Here is a 14,328-nt window from a genome sequence, read left to right on the forward strand (position 1 = left end):
GGAAGGATACGAATATTGCAAGCGGTTGCAAACTGATTTTGCGGGAGGGGTTTTATGGCGGAAATCGGGATCGGTATCATCGGCGGTGGATACATGGGGAAGGCCCACGCCGTTGCTATGTCAGCCGTCGGTGCGGTGTTCAATACGACCCTTCGTCCGCGTTTGGAAATGGTCTGTGCTAGTTCCAAGGCCTCGGCCGAGAACTACCGCGTCGCCTATGGTTTTGCACGTGGCACGGATGATTGGCGTGAATTGGTCAATGACCCCAAGGTCGAGGCCATCGTTATCGCATCCCCGCAGGCCACACACCGCGCTATTGCAGAGGCGGCCTTTGCACTCAATAAGCCTGTGTTCTGCGAGAAACCGCTCGGCGCCTCGCTCGACGATAGTCGCGCGATGGTGGCTGCGGCCCAAGGCCAGGTGAGCATGGTCGGTTTTAACTACATTCGGACGCCTGCCAGTCAATTCGCCCGCCAGCTTATCGCCGAAGGTGCGATTGGCGATGTTGTTTGGTTTCGCGGCGAACACACAGAGGACTTCTTGGCCGATCCAAATGCGCCTGCCAATTGGCGGACCCAAGGCGATGCGAACGGCACGATGGGGGATCTTGCGCCTCATATGATCAATGGGGCCTTAGCACTTATTGGGCCGATCAAATCGGTGATTGCAGAGGTCGAAACGGTCCACACCAACCGCCCCGGTGGGATCGTAACCAATGATGATCATGGACAGCTGATGTGCCGCTTTGCCAATGGCGCAATGGGCCAGATGTATTTCAGCCGCATCGCACATGGTCGCAAAATGGGCTACGCCTACGAGATTACAGGAACCAAAGGGGGCATCCGCTTTGATCAAGAGGATCAGAACGCGATCTGGCTTTATTCCATGGATGAACCCGAGGCGACGCGGGGCTTCCGCAAAATTCTGACGGGGCCCGCGCACCCCGATTACCTGCCCTTCTGTCAGGGACCGGGGCATGGCACGGGCTATCAGGACCAAATCATCATCGAAGCCCGTGATTTCTTGCGGGCGATTGAAACCCGCTCTCCCGTCTGGCCGACCTTTGAGGACGGCATGGAGGTGAACCAAGTGATTGAGGCGTCGATGGTGTCGTCGCGCAGCAAGGCTTGGGTTGAAGTATCGTCTGTCTGATTGCGTTTGAAAGGCGCCAGTAAATGACCATCAAAATCGCAAACGCCCCGTGTTCATGGGGCATCGAATTCGCTAGCGACCCGTCCTATCCGACATGGCAGTCGGTTTTGGATCAGTGCGCAGGGGCAGGGTATAAGGGGATCGAGCTCGGCCCGATTGGCTACATGCCCGAAGACCCTGCTGTCCTCGCGCCAGCCTTGGCAGAACGTGACCTAGAGATCGTCGGCGGCGTTGTGTTCCGTCCCTTCCATGATCCCGCAAAATGGGACGAGGTGATGGACGCAAGTGTTCGTACCTGCAAAGCGCTGGTCGCGCATGGGGCAGAGCATCTCGTTTTGATCGATAGCATTTCGCCACGCCGCGCAGCCACCGCTGGCCGTGCGAATGAGGCCGAGCAGATGGACGCAGACGAATGGCGCGCGTTTCGGGATCGTATCGCGACCATCGCGAAAATGGGCACCGAAGAATACGGCCTAACCACCAGTATTCACGCCCATGCCGCGGGCTTTATCGACTTCGAGCCAGAGCTGGAAAGGCTCTTGGATGAGGTCGATGAAAGCGTGTTGAAAATCTGCTTTGACACGGGCCATCATTCCTATGCGGGCTTTGATCCAGTTGCCTTTATGAAACGGCACATCGACCGCATTTCCTACATGCACTTCAAAGACATCAACCCTGTCGTAAAGGCAGACGTTGTCGCCAATCGCACCGATTTCTACAAAGCTTGCGGCCAAGGTATCTTCTGTAACCTCGGGCAAGGCGATGTGGATTTTGCTGCTGTTCGGCAGGTCCTCCTCGACGCTGGGTTTGAGGGGTGGTGCACGGTCGAACAGGACTGCGACCCATCCATGCCGGGCACGCCGCTAGAGGACGCCCGCGCAAATCGTCAATATCTTCAATCCATCAGTTTTTGAGGAGATCGAACATGGCAAAGCTAAAATGGGGCATGATCGGCGGCGGTGAAGGCAGCCAAATTGGACCCGCACACCGTTTGGGGGCTCAGGCGGATGGGCGTTTCGAATTTGTCGCGGGTGCACTGGATCATCGTCCTGATGTGGGGCGCGAATATGCGCAGCGTCTCGGGATCGCCGCGGATCGTGCCTATGGCGATTGGAAAGAGATGCTAGCAGGAGAAAAGGGGCGCGACGATCGCGTTGACCTCGTGACCGTAGCCACCCCAAACGCCACCCACTTTGAAATCACCAAGGCGTTCCTTGAGGCTGGGTTCAACGTGCTGTGTGAAAAGCCGATGACCATGACCGTTGAGGAAGGCGAAGAGATTGTTCGGATCGCAGAAAAGACGGGCAAAATCTGTGCGGTGAACTACTGCTATTCAGCCTATCCGATGGTGCGTCAGGCTCGTGCGATGGTCCGTGCTGGCGAGATCGGGAAGGTGCGTCTAGTCGTCACGAACTTTAGCCACGGGCACCATGGCGATGCGACCGATGCCGACAACCCGCGTGTGCGGTGGCGGTATGATCCTGCAATGGCGGGCGTGTCGGGGCAGTTTGCGGACTGCGGTATCCACGCGCTCCATATGGCGACGTTCATTGCGGATGATACGGTCGAGAAACTATCGGCGGACTTTGCATCTACAATCCCGAGCCGCGTGCTCGAAGACGATGCGATGGTCAATTTCCGTATGGCAGGGGGCACAGTCGGACGACTTTGGACATCGTCGGTGGCGATTGGGCGGCAGCACGGGTTTGATATCCAAGTCTTTGGCGAAACAGGCGGTTTGCGGTGGGCGTCGGAGCAACCAAACCAGTTGATTTACACTCCTGTAGGTGGACGCACCCAGATCATTGAAAAGGGCGAAGGGGGTCTGCACGAGGACGCACAGCGTCTGTCCCGTGTGGCGATTGCTCACCCAGAGGGGTTTCCCTTGGCCGTGGCGAACATCTACTGCGATCTCGCCGATGCGATCTGTGGTGAGACACGTGATGGTTTGCCAAACGCGGCGGATGGTGTGCGGTCAATGGCGGCTGTTCACACCGCGGTTGCTTCGGCAAAACAGGGCGGCGCATGGATGGATGCTCGCCCGCCAATGTTCCGTTAACGGCTCTGGATCGGGCGCAACGTTTTGCGCTCGACCACATGACATGGGAACAATCGTGCCTCTGGGTAGCGATCTGGGTTTTCGAGCATGGCCACCATCAGTTCGACCGAAGACGCAATGATCTGCGCGATTGGTTGGTGGATGGTGGTCAGGGCGATGTTTTCCCAGCCCGCCATCTCCATGTTATTGAATCCGATCAGCCCGACATCCTGTGGCACACCTTTGCCAAGATCCTGAAGACCACTCAGGATGCCGACTGACAAAACGTCGTCACCGCCGAAATAGGCCTCGGCTAGACCGTTTTCGGCCAGTCGCAAGATTTCAGCGCGTCCAGCCTGAAACGAATATGCCGATGCAAAGCTGTATGTAAACGCGATGTCTGGATGCTGCGCCATCTCCGCACGAAAGCCTTCGAGACGATCCAAGGTTGAGGTTGCCCGCTTCGGTCCGCCCAAAAACGCGATGGATTTGTATCCTCGGGACACCAACTCACGTGCCGCCATCCGTCCTGCGGCGACGTTATCGATCCCTACGACGTGAACATCAGGGCTTGTTGCGTGCCGTCCAAAGGTGTTGACGACAGGGATGTTCTTATCCCGAAATGCCTTGGAAAATTCGGGGGGCAGAGTGGACGACACGACCATAACACCATCAACCGAATACTGTTGTAACATCCGCACTGAATTTTCAGGGTCTGTTTCATTGCTCAAGTTGACGAGCAACGGGCGGAGGCCGCAGTCCTGCAGGGCACGGGTAAAACGGTCGAACACTTCCAGAAAAACAGGGTTGTAGAAGTTGTCAGAGACAAGGCCGATCAATTTGGTTCGACGGGTGGTCAGGCTCCGCGCGATAAAGTTCGGACTGTAACCCAACTCTGCCGCCGCCTTTTCAACCTTTTTACGCATTTTGTCAGAAACGGACGCCCCATCCGTAAAGGTCCGCGACACCGCAGAGGTCGAAACGCCAGCCCGTAAGGCAACATCCTTGAGCGTCGGTGTCATGCGGTCTAATCCTACGTGATTTCTCTTGCAGCCAACCTACACAAGTCGCGCACGATGCTCAGCAAAAAAGTAAAATTTTGCAATCGATTGCAGGCCTAATGTTCACCTCAACCAATCATGCTTTTCAGGTTTAATGTCTCTAATCTCGGTGGCTCAATGGGACGAGTAAAAGTGAACCTGACCCTCGACACTGACATTGGAAAAGCCGCGCGGGATTTTGGCGGTGAATACGTCGCGACTCGCGGAAGAGAGGCTCGGTGCTTTATCCAACTTCAGTGGTAAAGACGGATCACTTGCGTCCGCTGAACTGCGCCATATGTGGTGAGACAAAACTTGCCTTAAAATAGTCCACAAGGAGGTTCATGGCCGGCGTGAAATCGACGCCGCGCCGCCACGTTATCCCGACGTCCATCGTTGGAATCTCCACATCAGTGGACACGGTCTCAAGGCGTTTGCCTTCTAGGGACCAAGGGCGATAGACCATGTCAGACAAGATGGCCACACCTTGTCCATTCGCGACCATTGACCGGCAGGCCTCAACTGACGACGTCCTGAGTTTTGTTTTGGGCCGATAACTGGTTTTGCTCCAGTATTTCATAGCCGTATGCGCAGCTTCGTCGACGGTCAGCATAATGTAGTCTTCGTCTGCGATTTCTTTGAAGCTCGCTTTGCCGCGCTCGAGAAAACGGTGGCCGGCTGGCACCCAAAGCCTCCGAGAGGACTTAAGAAGTGTCTCTGACTCAAGATCAGGATTGCTGAGGTTTGAGGTAAGCAACACGGCGAGATCGAAACGATTGGCCAGAAGGCCGTCTTCGATACTTTCACGGTTTAGCTCGCTGATCTGAATGTCGAGGCCGGGATGAAGGCGCGCTAGCCGATCAATGTGAAAGGGCAGAAAATAGCCAAGGACCGTGTAAGTCGCCGCCAATGTGATCGTACCACTTACGTCAGAGCGGCGCTTCGTCAGGCGCTTTGCGTCGTCAACTTTGTCGAGGATTTCGCGCGAGGCGGCGAGAAATTCCCGCCCGGCATCTGTCAGTTCCATGCCTTGCGAGGATCGGACGAAGAGTTCCGCATCCAAAATGGCCTCAAGTTCCTTGATCGCGCCCGTAACGGACGATTGTGAGATCGAAAGGGCGTTCGCGGCCCGACTCACCTGACCCGACTCTGCTGTTGCTACGAAATATTTGAGATGACGGAGATTCATGACATTCGGTTAACACAATATACCAAGCTTATCTATCGAAAATTTCGATACCTTTTGCTCACTTTGCAACTGCAGAAGAAATATGCACTTAAAAAGTGGTATTCTAGATAAACTTCTTCGCAGACGCAGTATCGAAAATTTTGATACCGTTACTTCAGAATAAAGAAATTCCAATCGTGAACACTTTTTGTGAACCTATTCTAAAGTTTAGACAGGGAAGTGAAGCATGAAAGAGATGGTCGACCTCAATTGCGATATGGGCGAGGGGTTTGGTCAATGGAAATTGAGCGAAGCTCCTGATGAAGAGATTATGGCCCTCATCAGCTCGGCAAATATCGCGGCCGGATTTCATGCAGGTGACCCAAATTCGATGGACCGCGTGGTAAAGCTCGCTCAGACCTATGGTGTAGGTTTGGGTGCACATCCAGGCTACAATGATCTTCAAGGTTTTGGTCGTCGATACATAAAAACCAGCTCGGAAGAACTGGTAAACGACATTGTTTATCAGGTCGGTGCAATCCGCGAATTCGGCCGTCGCTACGGCATCTCTCTGCAACATGTTAAGCCGCATGGAGCGCTGTACATGGAAGCAGCGGTGAATGAAGAACTGTCAGAGATGATCGTCGATACGCTGGGCAAGACTTGCGGCACGGCAATCCTTTTCTGCATGGGTATCTCCAAAACATATGAAGTGGCAAAACGGGTTGGGCATCCGGTCGTTCGGGAGTTCTATGCTGATCGCGACTACGACAAATCTGGGTCGATCGTATTTGCCCGCCAAGTAGCGCGCCCCAATCCGGAAGAGATCGCTGAAAAATGCGTGCGCGCCTGCAGGGAAGGCGTTGTGAGAACTGTGGATGGCGAAGACATTCCGATCGAGTTCGAGTCCATCTGTTTTCACTCCGACACACCGGGCGCGCTGGACATGGGTAAAGCCATCCGCTCAGGCCTAACAAATGCCGGGATCACAATCGCACCAGCCGCAACAGTGCTGGGACTCTGAGAGACATCGAGAGAGGATAGACAATATGGCACACGTACTTTCGCCGCTGCCCGGCACATTCTACATGAAGCCTTCGCCAGACGCGGCACTCTACAAAACTCCAGGCGACCCTGTCGCCATTGGCGACATCATCGGCCTCATCGAGGTTATGAAGACCTTCATCGAGGTCAAAGCCGAGTTTACCGGTACCTTCTCCGCATATATGGCCGAAGACGGTCTACCGGTGATGCCAGGACAGGCTCTTGCCGAAGTGGCGGTCTGACATGAGCATCGAGCGCCTATTCATCGCAAACCGCGGCGAGATCGCTGTTCGCATCATTCGCGCCGCCAGAGAGCTTGGGATCACGACGATCCAAGCCTATTCAGAAGGTGACGCAGATATGCTCGCCGTTAAACTCGCAGACGAGGCAGTCTGTATCGGGCCTGCAAAGGCGACCGACTCCTATCTCAACATCACACGTGTGGTGTCGGCTGCCATCGATATGGAAGCTGACGCGGTTCATCCCGGCTACGGCTTCCTTTCTGAAAGCCCAGCGTTTGCGCGCACCGTCGAAAAAGCTGGCATCAAGTTCATTGGACCATCCGCAGACACGATAGAACGCATGGGCGACAAAGTGGCGGCACGTCAGGCCGCCGAAGCCGCTGGCGTTCCTGTTGTGCCCGGCTCCAAGGGACGAATTGAATCTGTCGATGAAGCCGTCGAGGTCGCCGCGAAAGTGGGCTATCCTGTGATGGTCAAGGCCGCCGCAGGTGGCGGTGGCAAGGGCATCCGGATTGCGGAAAACGAAGACGAGCTGCGGACGCTGGCACCGCAAGCGCAACAGGAGGCAGCCGCAGCGTTTGGGGATGGCGGGCTCTATCTCGAGCACTCAATAAAATCGCCGCGTCATATCGAGGTTCAGATTGTTGGCGATGGCAAGAAGGCTGTCCATTTCTACGAACGCGAATGCTCTCTCCAGCGGCGCCGCCAAAAAGTCTGGGAAGAGGCAGGCGCAGATTGCCTTGATGATGAGACGCGTGAAAACCTCTGCATGGCCGCCGTCGCACTTGCGGAGTCAGTGAACTATCGCGGTGCTGGCACGCTCGAGTACCTTTACGAAGAGGCAACAGGCGAGTTCTTCTTCATCGAGATGAACACCCGCATTCAGGTTGAACATCCTGTTACCGAAATGATCACTGGATTTGACCTTGTTAAGGAAATGATCCGTGTTTGTGGTGGCGAACCTCTTAGCGTCAGCCAAGATCAGGTCAAAAAATCAGGGCACGCGATCGAGGTACGTCTCAATGCCGAAGACCCGTTCATGCAATTCTTGCCGTGGCCGGGAAAGGTCGAGAGCCTGAAAATCCCGAAAGGAGAAGGCATTCGCTGTGATCACTTCATGTACGAAGGTTACCAGATCCCGCCTTTCTATGACTCGTTGATCGGGAAGTTGATCGTTCACGGCAAGGATCGCGCCGACGCCATTTCGAAGATGGCAACTGCTCTGGAAGGGCTCGAGATCAATGGCCTAAAAACCACCGCTCCACTCCACAAAGCTCTGGCAAAGGACGCTAGCGTCGCCGCCGGCGAGTTCCATACCCAATGGCTTGAGCCATGGCTGGAAGCCGGGAACCTGAAACCCGAGAACACGTGAGGAAGCCAGAATGAAAACCCGATACACATTTGGAGGCGACGAGCACGTCTATGTGGAGATGGATGACGAAATGTCCCTCGACGCGTTCTTCAAGTCTCTGTCCATGAGCAATGCAGTGCGCGACGCCAAGATTGAGGGCGTCACTGAGATTTGCCCTGCAAATGCGTCGTTCCAAGTCCGCTTCGATCCGGATGTCATTTCTCCCGATGACATCATGGCGAAGGTCAAGGAGCTCGAGCACAAGGCAGAAACTGCCGAGAAACGCCTGACAACGCGGATTATCGAGATCCCAGTTTTCTACAAGGATCCCTGGACACACGAGACGCTGATGCGGTTCCGCGAGCGCCATCAGGATCCGAATGGCACCGATCTCGACTATGCTGCGAAAATCAACGGGTATGACTCGGTAGACGACTTTATCGAGGCACATCACTCGCAGCCATGGTTCGTGTCGATGGTAGGCTTTGTTGCTGGCTTACCGTTTCTCTATCAGTTGGTCGAACGCGACAAGCAGCTTCAGGTTCCAAAGTACCTTAGCCCGCGGACCGACACCCCGAAACTGACCGTGGGCTACGGTGGATGCTTCTCATGCATCTATTCCGTGCGCGGTGCCGGCGGCTATCAAATGTTCGGTGTCACCCCGATGCCCATCTACGATCCGGAACAGAAGGTCGCGCATTTGAAGGACTTTATGGTGTTCTTCAAACCCGGCGACATCGTGAAGTGGAAGCCGATCGACCGAACCGAGTATGACGCCATCGTTGCGGCAGTTGAAGATGGCACCTACGTGCCGCGGATCGCAGAGGTCGAGTTTGATCTTGATGAATTCAACGCCGACATGCGCGGCACCAATGCAAAGATGTTGGAGGCCCTCAATGACGCTTAAGATCAAAAACCCAGGCCTTGCGACCTCCATTCAAGATCTTGGCCGCATAGGCTATTTCCATCTCGGCATCCCTCTTGGCGGGGCCATGGACCGCTATGCACTACGTGCTGCAAACATGCTCGTCGGCAATGATGAAGGTGCAGCCTGTCTCGAAGCAGTCTTTATGGGGCCGGAGATTGAGTTCATGAAAACCGCTACTGTAGCAGTAACCGGCGCGCAGCTTCCGATTAAGGTCGATGGGGAATACCAAGAGGCTTGGACCTCCTTTGTGGTCAAAGCGGGTCAGACGTTGAGCTTCGATTTCCTTCAGTCTGGTGCACGCATTTACATCGCTGTCAGCGGTGGGATTACAACGCCTGAGGCTCTGGGCAGCCGGTCCACATATCCAATTGGAGCACTGGGTGGCGTGGAAGGGCGCGCAATTCAAGCTGGGGATGAGTTGCCAACGGGCGGAGCGCAAGGGCCCGGCGCCGGTCGCACCGTGTCGGAATATCTTCGCCGTAAGCCAGGAACGCCGGCCAGTCTGCGCGTACTTCCCGGGCTGTACTGGCATCGCCTGACGGAAGAAGCCGGCGCCGGGTTCTTTGAAGATGAATGGAAAGTCGCGCCTGAAGCAGACCGTATGGGCTATCGATTCAAGGGTGGGCGCCCGCTCGAGTTTGTTGAGCGCGAACAACCGTTTGGCGCGGGTGCGGATCCATCGAACATCGTGGACGGTTGCTATTCGTACGGCTCCATTCAGGTGCCGGGCGGAACCGAGCCAATTGTTCTGCATCGCGACGCGGTGTCGGGTGGTGGCTACTTCACCCTTGGCGCTGTCATTTCGGCTGACATGGACCTGATCGGACAGCTTCAACCTCACACTTCAGTCAAGTTCGAGAAAGTAGACATGGCTGCTGCCCTCGAGGCCCGCAAAGAACGTAAGAGATTGCTTGCAAGAATAAGAGAAGAGCTCGGTTAAGAGCCAGAAATATAACCAAAAATCGCGATTTTTCGCATCAGACTATTTTAACTGACAAGGAGATCAGAACAATGAAACTCGTCCTAAAGACGGCCACGGCACTGGCTTTGAGTGCTGCAGTTCCAGCTGCGGCATTCGCCGAAGACGCCTGGTTTCCCTATTCTGCGCAAGAAGTCACTCCAGCATTTTCCGCCGACGGTGAAGTCAGTGCAGTAACTTACGAAGCCCTTGAAGCAGCTGAACAAGCCTGGAACATCTGTGTTTCGTTCCCCCACATGAAAGACGCTTACTGGCTCGGTGTTGACTATGGCGTGACCGCAGAAGCCGAGCGTCTTGGTGTGAACCTGAATGTCGTTGAAGCAGGCGGTTACACAGAGTTGGCGCGCCAGATCAGCCAGATCGAAGACTGCGTTGCGGGGGGTGCGGATGCGGTCGTAGTTGGCGCGATTTCTTTCGATGGATTGAACAACGTTATTGCGGAAGTCGCGGGGCAGGGGATCCCAGTCATCGATGTCATCAACGGCGTGTCATCTGATGCCATTTCGGCCAAATCCTTGGTCTCGTTCCGCACGATGGGCTATGAAACGGGCTCATACCTTGCCGAACGTCACCCCGCAGGAAGTGATCCGGTGCAAGTCGGATGGTTCCCTGGTCCGGCGGGCGCCGGCTGGGTTGAAGCAGCGCACGCTGGTTTCATGGAAGCCGTCGAAGGGTCTGCCGTCGAGGTTCTTGAACCGCGCTTCGGCGATACCGGTAAGGAAACTCAGCTGAAGCTCGTCGAGGACGTTCTACAAGCTAACCCGGATGTTCGCTACCTCGCGGGCACAGCCGTAACCGCCGAAGCTGCCCAGGGTCTCATCCGTGAGCGCGGTTTGCAAGGTAACGTCGATCTGCTCGCCTTCTACATGACCCCAGGCGTCTACACAGGCATCGAACGCGGTTTCATCCTTGCAGCGCCTGCTGACAGCATGGTGATCCAAGGCCGCATAGCAATCGATCAGGCTGTCCGTATCCTCGAAGGCAAAGACTATATCAAACACGTTGGTCCGGAGATCTTCGTAGTCGACCCAGAAAACATTGGAGATGTCGAGCGCACCAATATCCTTCCGCCGGAAGGGTTCTCGCCCGTCTTCTCTGTGTCCAACTAACCTCCTCCCTTTTGGACTGCGGGCCGGCCTAGGCCTGCCCCTTCGGCCCGCAGTTTTTGGAGACTAACATGTCTGCACAACCACTCATCGAAACCAGAGCGCTTACAAAACAATACCCAGGCGTGCTTGCCCTAAATGCCGTCGATTTTGACCTTCATTCTGGCGAAGTACACGTTCTCTTTGGTGAGAATGGTGCTGGGAAATCGACGCTGATTTCAATGCTCGCGGGCGCGAACACTCCGTCACACGGAAGTATCGTCCTCGATGGCCAAGAAATGAAGTTCAATAGTGTTGCCGATGCCCAAGAGAAGGGCATCTACACAGTCTTTCAGGAATTCTCACTGATCCCGACCCTGACTGTGGCTCAGAATATCTTCTTAGGCTGGGAGCCCATGAGAGGTCCCTTCATCGATCATCGCACCATGCGCAAACGCGCGCATGAAATGCTTCTCGAATTGGGCTTTGATATAGATCCGAATGAGACCACCTCGCACCTGTCGCGAGCAAAACAACAGATGGTAGAGATTACCAAGGCTTTTCACGGCAATCTCAAGGTGCTCATTCTCGATGAGCCTACTGCATCTCTTACGGACAAGGAGGTTGATCACCTCTTCGATTTCGTGAACGAGCTCAAAGCCAAGGGCGTCGGCATCGTCTATATATCGCACCGCATCCAAGAATTTTCGCGCATTGCAAACCGGGTCACTGTGCTGCGCGACGGCGGCAAAATCGGTACCGTCGATATGGCGGACACCGACGAAGATGCACTGGTCGAGATGATGACGGGGCGCGCGATCGACGAAATTTATCCTAAGATCGTGAAGGGGTCCGGCGACGTCCTGCTCACTGTCGAGGGCCTCAGAACAGCTGGCATTCATGATGCCTCTTTTGAGGTGCGGGCGGGGGAAGTTTTGGGCGTTGCCGGTCTGGTGGGATCTGGCAAGTCGCGTTTGTTCCGCACTGTCATGGGCTTAAACACCCGCGTGCGAGGCACAGTGAAAATGCGCGGCAAGGACATCAGTCATTCGCCGACCCGCGATATCATAAAGGACGGGATCTATTACCTTTCGCCGGACCGGAAGGGGGAAGGGCTCCACCTTGCTAAATCTTCCCATGACAATCTTGCAGTCAATCTTGTCATGGGAGACAAGGTTGGGGGCGACGGTCAGCTGGTCAAGTGGTCTGAAGTCAATGCTGAGGCCGCGACAATTTCGGATCATGTGCAGTTGCACGCGGGCTATCGCAACAAGCCGGTGTCACAGCTGTCAGGGGGTAACCAACAAAAGGTGCTGTTTGGCAAATGCTTTGGTCAAAATGCCGACATCATCATCTTTGATGAGCCCACTGTCGGGGTCGACATGGGCACCCGTGCAGCACTGTACCTTTTGATCAAGGAATTGGCGGAAAGTGGCAAAGCCGTTGTCGTTATCTCCTCCGACCTTCCAGAGGTCATGAACCTCTCCCATCGAATGATTGTTCTGGCGCATGGTCACATCTCGGCAGAGCTGAGCGGTGACGACATGACGGAAGAGCAAGTTCTCAAATTCTTCTTCGACGAAACCGGAGCAAAACTATGACTACAGACGCCACAGAAACCGGGGCCTTCGATCCCATTCGCAAAGTGTTCATCAAAGTTGGCGTCTTGCCATTTTTCCTCGTTGGTGCACTGATCATCTTCACCACGCTTTCCGACAAGTTCTTGAGCATGCAGAACCTTGTCAACGTCGCTCGACAGTCCGTGTATCTCGTACTGGTGTCGATGGGGCAAATGTTGGTTCTCATTTCGGGTGGCTTCGATTTGTCCGTTGGAACGTCGATTGCCTTGACGTCGGTGGTATCAGCACTCGGGATGGTTTGGCTCGCCGGAGTTTTCCCTGATGCGATTTGGCTCGCCATCACCCTTGGTGCCTTCATGGGCTTCGCGGCTGCGATCTCTATCGGCCTGATCAACGGTATTGGCGTAGCGTACTTCGATGTTTCACCATTTATCATGACACTGGGTGTTTCCTCTGTCGGCGCAGGCCTTGCGCTCTTTCTGACGGGTGGAGTTCCAGTTTCTGGACTGCCCTTCGCCTTTGGAAACACGTTTGGTTTCGGCAGACTATTTGGGGTTCCCGTTCCTGTGATCATCGCGGCGATCTGCATCATCGTTATGTGGCTTTTCTTGTCTCGGACACGCCTCGGCACCCAAGTCTATGCGGTTGGCGGCAACATCAAGGCGGCCCATCTTTCTGCAATCAACACAAAGCGCACTTTGATGATGGCTTATGTGATCTGTGCCTTGATCGCGTCCTTGACCGGTTTACTGCTCACAGCGCGCGTCGAGTCGGGCGAAGCCAACCTCGGTAGCACCATTGCACTGGAATCGATCGCTGCCTGTGTGATTGCAGGTGTGTCTCTGAGAGGCGGCATCGGTCGCGTGGAGAATGTTGTCCTAGGCGCGTTTTTCATCGTGCTTGTCCAGAACGGCATGAACCTCGCGCAGGTCAGTTCTTACATGCAGATGGTACTACTTGGTGCCTTGCTGATCCTCGCCGTGATCTTCGATCAGATGCGCTATCGCATGATCCTGAGCGGCCACTGACAATGACAAAAGGACCGGGGCTGGTAACAACCGGCCCCGCTGTGGTTTCAGTTATGAAAGGAGAACATATCGAACACACAGGGCTTATGATTAACGACAGATGGAACGTCAAAATGTTGGGGGAGTACAAGCACTCACCACAACGCAAGGGATGGGTCCGACTTGACGAAATCGATGAGGCTTTTTGCTGTCAAAATAGTAGGCATCTCCAGGGCCGAGAATCTTGCGTTGATCATCGACCGTAATTTCAACCCGACCTGAAATAACGACCCCACCTTCTTCGCCTTCGTGGACGTACATAACCCGTCCGGTATCAGCTCCGATGTCATAGGTCTCGTACAGGATCATCATGGCACGGCCCAGCAAATCGGTTCCGACCTGTTTGAGGGAAAGCCGACCCTTCCCGATCTCCGGAAGATCTTCGGCAGCAAAAAAGATCGTCTTCTCCATCTCTGGTTCGAATTCGAAAAACTCGGACAGGCTGACAGGAATGCCATCCAGAACCCGCCGCAACGCTCCGACTGATGGGTTCGTCTTGCCAGATTCCATAAGCGAGATCGTTGAGTTGGGTACACCAGTCTTCTTGGCAAGCGCCCTTTGTGACAACCCGGCTCGTTCTCTGAGAGCCCGCAATCGGGCGCCAAGAATGAGGTCTTCATGCGATGTGTTTGTCATGTTCACAATAGCCCAAAT

General features: G+C 54.9%; 15 protein-coding genes. 12 read left to right on the forward strand and 3 right to left on the reverse strand.

What is annotated here, in order from left to right; genetic code table 11:
- Positions 1-54: 54 nt before the first annotated feature.
- The 3 genes from AC07ED_RS00920 to AC07ED_RS00930 are packed head-to-tail and all read left to right on the forward strand — an operon-like array spanning position 55 to position 3,211.
- Positions 55-1,152, forward strand: coding sequence for a Gfo/Idh/MocA family protein (locus tag AC07ED_RS00920; RefSeq protein WP_105236691.1), 1,098 nt, complete (start codon positions 55-57; stop codon positions 1,150-1,152).
- A 23-nt stretch (positions 1,153-1,175) separates the two neighbouring features.
- Positions 1,176-2,066, forward strand: a complete 891-nt coding sequence (locus AC07ED_RS00925) for a TIM barrel protein (protein ID WP_105236692.1) — start codon at positions 1,176-1,178, stop codon at positions 2,064-2,066.
- Positions 2,067-2,077: 11 nt separating this feature from the next.
- Complete coding sequence (locus AC07ED_RS00930; protein WP_105236693.1) at positions 2,078-3,211, forward strand: Gfo/Idh/MocA family protein; 1,134 nt, start codon at positions 2,078-2,080, stop codon at positions 3,209-3,211.
- Here the strand turns inward: AC07ED_RS00930 and AC07ED_RS00935 are convergent.
- Positions 3,208-4,212 carry a LacI family DNA-binding transcriptional regulator gene (locus tag AC07ED_RS00935; RefSeq protein ID WP_105236694.1) on the reverse strand — a complete coding sequence of 335 codons (1,005 nt, stop codon included), beginning with the start codon at positions 4,210-4,212 and terminating at the stop codon, positions 3,208-3,210. The two genes, AC07ED_RS00930 and AC07ED_RS00935, sit on opposite strands and share 4 nt — an antisense overlap.
- A gap of 156 nt (positions 4,213-4,368) precedes the next feature.
- Here AC07ED_RS00935 and AC07ED_RS00940 point away from each other — a divergent pair, with 156 nt between their 5' ends.
- Entirely contained in the window at positions 4,369-4,494 is a 126-nt protein-coding gene (locus AC07ED_RS00940; protein WP_478241673.1) for a hypothetical protein, read from the forward strand.
- A 7-nt stretch (positions 4,495-4,501) separates the two neighbouring features.
- Here the strand turns inward: AC07ED_RS00940 and AC07ED_RS00945 are convergent, their stop codons facing one another.
- Entirely contained in the window at positions 4,502-5,419 is a 918-nt protein-coding gene (locus AC07ED_RS00945) for a LysR family transcriptional regulator (RefSeq protein WP_105236695.1), read from the reverse strand.
- Positions 5,420-5,645: 226 nt separating this feature from the next.
- Between AC07ED_RS00945 and AC07ED_RS00950 the strand changes: the two genes are divergently transcribed.
- From AC07ED_RS00950 to AC07ED_RS00985, 8 genes are all read left to right on the forward strand, one after another.
- On the forward strand, positions 5,646-6,422 hold the full coding sequence (locus AC07ED_RS00950; protein ID WP_105236696.1) for a 5-oxoprolinase subunit PxpA: 777 nt from the start codon (positions 5,646-5,648) through the stop codon (positions 6,420-6,422).
- Positions 6,423-6,447: 25 nt separating this feature from the next.
- Entirely contained in the window at positions 6,448-6,684 is a 237-nt protein-coding gene (locus AC07ED_RS00955; protein WP_105236697.1) for an acetyl-CoA carboxylase, read from the forward strand.
- Position 6,685: 1 nt separating this feature from the next.
- Positions 6,686-8,056 carry an acetyl-CoA carboxylase biotin carboxylase subunit gene (locus tag AC07ED_RS00960; protein ID WP_105236698.1) on the forward strand — a complete coding sequence of 457 codons (1,371 nt, stop codon included), beginning with the start codon at positions 6,686-6,688 and terminating at the stop codon, positions 8,054-8,056.
- Positions 8,057-8,066: 10 nt separating this feature from the next.
- Positions 8,067-8,942 (forward strand): 5-oxoprolinase subunit B family protein, encoded by an 876-nt coding sequence (locus AC07ED_RS00965; protein WP_105236699.1) that lies wholly within the window; start codon positions 8,067-8,069, stop codon positions 8,940-8,942.
- Positions 8,932-9,903, forward strand: a complete 972-nt coding sequence (locus tag AC07ED_RS00970) for a 5-oxoprolinase subunit C family protein (RefSeq protein ID WP_105236700.1) — start codon at positions 8,932-8,934, stop codon at positions 9,901-9,903. Before AC07ED_RS00965 ends, AC07ED_RS00970 begins: the two co-directional genes overlap by 11 nt.
- A 71-nt stretch (positions 9,904-9,974) precedes the next feature.
- On the forward strand, positions 9,975-11,051 hold the full coding sequence (gene torT, locus AC07ED_RS00975; protein ID WP_105236701.1) for a TMAO reductase system periplasmic protein TorT: 1,077 nt from the start codon (positions 9,975-9,977) through the stop codon (positions 11,049-11,051).
- A gap of 68 nt (positions 11,052-11,119) precedes the next feature.
- Positions 11,120-12,628, forward strand: a complete 1,509-nt coding sequence (locus tag AC07ED_RS00980; protein WP_105236702.1) for a sugar ABC transporter ATP-binding protein — start codon at positions 11,120-11,122, stop codon at positions 12,626-12,628.
- Positions 12,625-13,635, forward strand: a complete 1,011-nt coding sequence (locus AC07ED_RS00985; RefSeq protein ID WP_105236703.1) for an ABC transporter permease — start codon at positions 12,625-12,627, stop codon at positions 13,633-13,635. The genes AC07ED_RS00980 and AC07ED_RS00985 overlap by 4 nt, the downstream gene beginning before the upstream one ends.
- A 108-nt stretch (positions 13,636-13,743) precedes the next feature.
- Here the strand turns inward: AC07ED_RS00985 and AC07ED_RS00990 are convergent, their stop codons facing one another.
- Positions 13,744-14,310, reverse strand: a complete 567-nt coding sequence (locus AC07ED_RS00990; protein WP_167668789.1) for a cupin domain-containing protein — start codon at positions 14,308-14,310, stop codon at positions 13,744-13,746.
- Between the last annotated feature and the right edge of the window lie 18 nt (positions 14,311-14,328).

The organism is Aestuarium zhoushanense (assembly GCF_056431045.1).

Coding starts and splice junctions, on each gene's coding strand:
- AC07ED_RS00920 (WP_105236691.1), top strand. CDS start 55: ATGGCGGAAATCGGGATCGGTATCATCGGCGGTGGATACATGGGGAAG.
- AC07ED_RS00925 (WP_105236692.1), top strand. CDS start 1,176: ATGACCATCAAAATCGCAAACGCCCCGTGTTCATGGGGCATCGAATTC.
- AC07ED_RS00930 (WP_105236693.1), top strand. CDS start 2,078: ATGGCAAAGCTAAAATGGGGCATGATCGGCGGCGGTGAAGGCAGCCAA.
- AC07ED_RS00935 (WP_105236694.1), bottom strand. CDS start 4,212: ATGACACCGACGCTCAAGGATGTTGCCTTACGGGCTGGCGTTTCGACC.
- AC07ED_RS00940 (WP_478241673.1), top strand. CDS start 4,369: ATGGGACGAGTAAAAGTGAACCTGACCCTCGACACTGACATTGGAAAA.
- AC07ED_RS00945 (WP_105236695.1), bottom strand. CDS start 5,419: ATGAATCTCCGTCATCTCAAATATTTCGTAGCAACAGCAGAGTCGGGT.
- AC07ED_RS00950 (WP_105236696.1), top strand. CDS start 5,646: ATGAAAGAGATGGTCGACCTCAATTGCGATATGGGCGAGGGGTTTGGT.
- AC07ED_RS00955 (WP_105236697.1), top strand. CDS start 6,448: ATGGCACACGTACTTTCGCCGCTGCCCGGCACATTCTACATGAAGCCT.
- AC07ED_RS00960 (WP_105236698.1), top strand. CDS start 6,686: ATGAGCATCGAGCGCCTATTCATCGCAAACCGCGGCGAGATCGCTGTT.
- AC07ED_RS00965 (WP_105236699.1), top strand. CDS start 8,067: ATGAAAACCCGATACACATTTGGAGGCGACGAGCACGTCTATGTGGAG.
- AC07ED_RS00970 (WP_105236700.1), top strand. CDS start 8,932: ATGACGCTTAAGATCAAAAACCCAGGCCTTGCGACCTCCATTCAAGAT.
- torT (WP_105236701.1), top strand. CDS start 9,975: ATGAAACTCGTCCTAAAGACGGCCACGGCACTGGCTTTGAGTGCTGCA.
- AC07ED_RS00980 (WP_105236702.1), top strand. CDS start 11,120: ATGTCTGCACAACCACTCATCGAAACCAGAGCGCTTACAAAACAATAC.
- AC07ED_RS00985 (WP_105236703.1), top strand. CDS start 12,625: ATGACTACAGACGCCACAGAAACCGGGGCCTTCGATCCCATTCGCAAA.
- AC07ED_RS00990 (WP_167668789.1), bottom strand. CDS start 14,310: ATGACAAACACATCGCATGAAGACCTCATTCTTGGCGCCCGATTGCGG.